The sequence below is a fragment of the Dolichospermum sp. UHCC 0259 genome, from assembly GCF_009711935.1.
Lineage (GTDB): Bacteria > Cyanobacteriota > Cyanobacteriia > Cyanobacteriales > Nostocaceae > Dolichospermum.
In genome coordinates this window covers 1-1,966 of record NZ_VIKX01000126.1, presented here as the reverse complement: position 1 = coordinate 1,966, position 1,966 = coordinate 1, and the positions used below count along the sequence as shown (strand labels likewise).

At 34.9% G+C, this 1,966-nt stretch carries 4 protein-coding genes and 1 pseudogene; 2 read left to right on the top strand and 3 right to left on the bottom strand.

Annotated features, from left to right (window positions below):
• The first annotated feature begins 39 nt into the window (after positions 1-39).
• Complete coding sequence (locus FJR05_RS10240) at positions 40-531, top strand: GNAT family N-acetyltransferase (protein ID WP_254446898.1); 492 nt, start codon at positions 40-42, stop codon at positions 529-531.
• 17 nt (positions 532-548) lie between these two features.
• Positions 549-1,055, top strand: a complete 507-nt coding sequence (locus FJR05_RS10235) for a hypothetical protein (protein ID WP_168644002.1) — start codon at positions 549-551, stop codon at positions 1,053-1,055.
• Positions 1,056-1,159: 104 nt separating this feature from the next.
• On the opposite strand, the pseudogene FJR05_RS10230 reads toward FJR05_RS10235, so the two are convergent.
• From FJR05_RS10230 to FJR05_RS10220, 3 genes and pseudogenes are all read right to left on the bottom strand, one after another.
• A pseudogene (locus tag FJR05_RS10230) lies at positions 1,160-1,249 on the bottom strand (type II toxin-antitoxin system ParD family antitoxin); the annotation flags it as partial.
• 145 nt (positions 1,250-1,394) lie between these two features.
• The gene (locus FJR05_RS10225) at positions 1,395-1,619 is read right to left on the bottom strand and encodes a type II toxin-antitoxin system MqsA family antitoxin (RefSeq protein ID WP_168644001.1); all 225 of its coding nucleotides are present in this window, start codon (positions 1,617-1,619) and stop codon (positions 1,395-1,397) included.
• The coding region (locus tag FJR05_RS10220) for a DUF4258 domain-containing protein (RefSeq protein WP_254446897.1) at positions 1,619-1,966 on the bottom strand (348 nt) is incomplete at its 5' end. The genes FJR05_RS10220 and FJR05_RS10225, both read right to left, overlap by 1 nt.

The following is a 1,966-nucleotide window of genomic DNA, read 5'->3' as shown; positions in this document are numbered from 1 at the left end:
TTATCTCATTTACGCCGCAGTGTACTAGTTAACGCCAATCTGGTTGAATTATCTCAAAAGCACGTCCATGATTATGAAAACTTATGGCGCGAAGAACTGCGAGTTTTTCAAGCAGAAGATAAGTTTTGGGATTGGTTATTTAAACTAGGATATATTACCAAACAAGAGAACCAAGAAGGGTATGCGCTGGAATGTGAAGGTTGTACTCAAGGATTAATGATGGTGGAAACTCAATTACACGGTTCACGCTCTGCAATTGGGCAAAGATTAGTATATATTCAGTACATTACCTCTGCTCCTTGGAATCGTAAAGAAATACAACGTCCACCACGATACAAAGGTGTAGGTACTGCATTATTGAGATATGCACGACTCAGAAGTGTAGAGTTAGGTTATGGTGGAAGAATTGGACTACATTCACTTCCGACTGCGGAACGATTTTATGAAAACCAAAATATGCTCAATCTTGGTATTGATGAAGAATACGAGAATCTTACCTACTTTGAATATGGTATGTTACGACTACAATAATTATGCGGGAAATTATTATGAATAATAACCAAAATGTAGCAGCAGCTATTGATTTACTTTTTAATCCAGCATCTCTCCAAGTAGCAATTCAAATTGAAGATGAAACCGACTACGACGTGACAGCAGGATTAGATTGGGGTTTAGCAATTTCCGGTTTATTGCAAAATCCTGGAATGTTTGGAAGAATGACACAGTTGCGCGTATCACTCAACCGGGAACTGCGGTTACTCCTAAAAGAATGGAATTTGGGTATAGGGGAGAAAACGGCTTTAGAAGTAGCACAGAAATGCTTGATTCAAAGACTACAATTACCTGAACCTGTAGCTGTATCCGCACTACAAGATATTTTAAAGCAAGATGAATTATATAATGTTGAAGAATTTATATCTAATCCGGATTTATTAAAGTCACTTTTAACTATTTTACTATTAGATAGTGATTGGGAAGAAATAGCTCTAGTTGCTGCAAATTCGGTGCGAGAACAGGTAATTCATCAAGTAATTTATCAAACTAACATCCGGTGAATATAATTCCCATCTACACAGACAAAACCCGCCTTCGCGGGTTCACAAATCTTGTTTTTAGTCCACGAAGGTGGACTTTGTTTTTATAGCCGCGATTTCTAATTACTAATTACATCTTCAGGATTTGTATATCTACCTGTGGCAATTTGCGCTTGAATAATTTGTTCTAATTCCGGTTTAATTTGGATATTCATAATTTTACCTTTTTATAATAAATTGCTCAAAATCTGGAAGAGAAAAACCTTTCCACTTTAAAAGTGCTTATGTATAAGCTTTTTTCAACATTAAATAATCAACAGCAGGAGGAACATTAATTTGAGTATTCATATATTTTCAAATTTAAGCTGCATACCTAATAATTTCTAATTCTACTCCTTTAGTAATTGCTAATTCTGCTTTGTCTAAAACCTGTTCGGTAACTGCATCACTTAAATAATATTCACCACAGTTATCACAAATTTCTGCGGGAACTTTTTTCAAGACAATAATACATTCATCTCTTTCTAAGGTAACAGTGACTAAACCGGGTTTAGTTTCTCCATGTTTACAAATTACGCATTTCATTATTTTTGTCTCCTAGTTGTAAAACCATCTAACCAAATATTAGCATCAGGAATATAAGCCGTTACTACATATCCTGTATCTGTAGCTTCATCATAGGAAAATACAACATGAATCGGTTTACCTTCTACAAAATCTAATATTAAATAACTGGGGTATGGTGTATCATCAGGATTTTCTTCTATTATTTGTCCATAAGCAATTACAGTTTCTACTTCTTTTTTGCTAATGCGACGATAAAACATTTGTTGGATAGCATGACGTGAGAAGTTGGTATTTTGACAATACATAAATTGTAACTGTTCACACTCCCCCACTAAAAAGGAATTAGGAAGTAACAGGGATAGGAG

What these genes read in the sequence shown, in the direction of transcription:
- FJR05_RS10225 (WP_168644001.1), bottom strand. Translation starts at nt 1,619, where the DNA reads ATGAAATGCGTAATTTGTAAACATGGAGAAACTAAACCCGGTTTAGTC.
- FJR05_RS10235 (WP_168644002.1), top strand. Translation starts at nt 549, where the DNA reads ATGAATAATAACCAAAATGTAGCAGCAGCTATTGATTTACTTTTTAAT.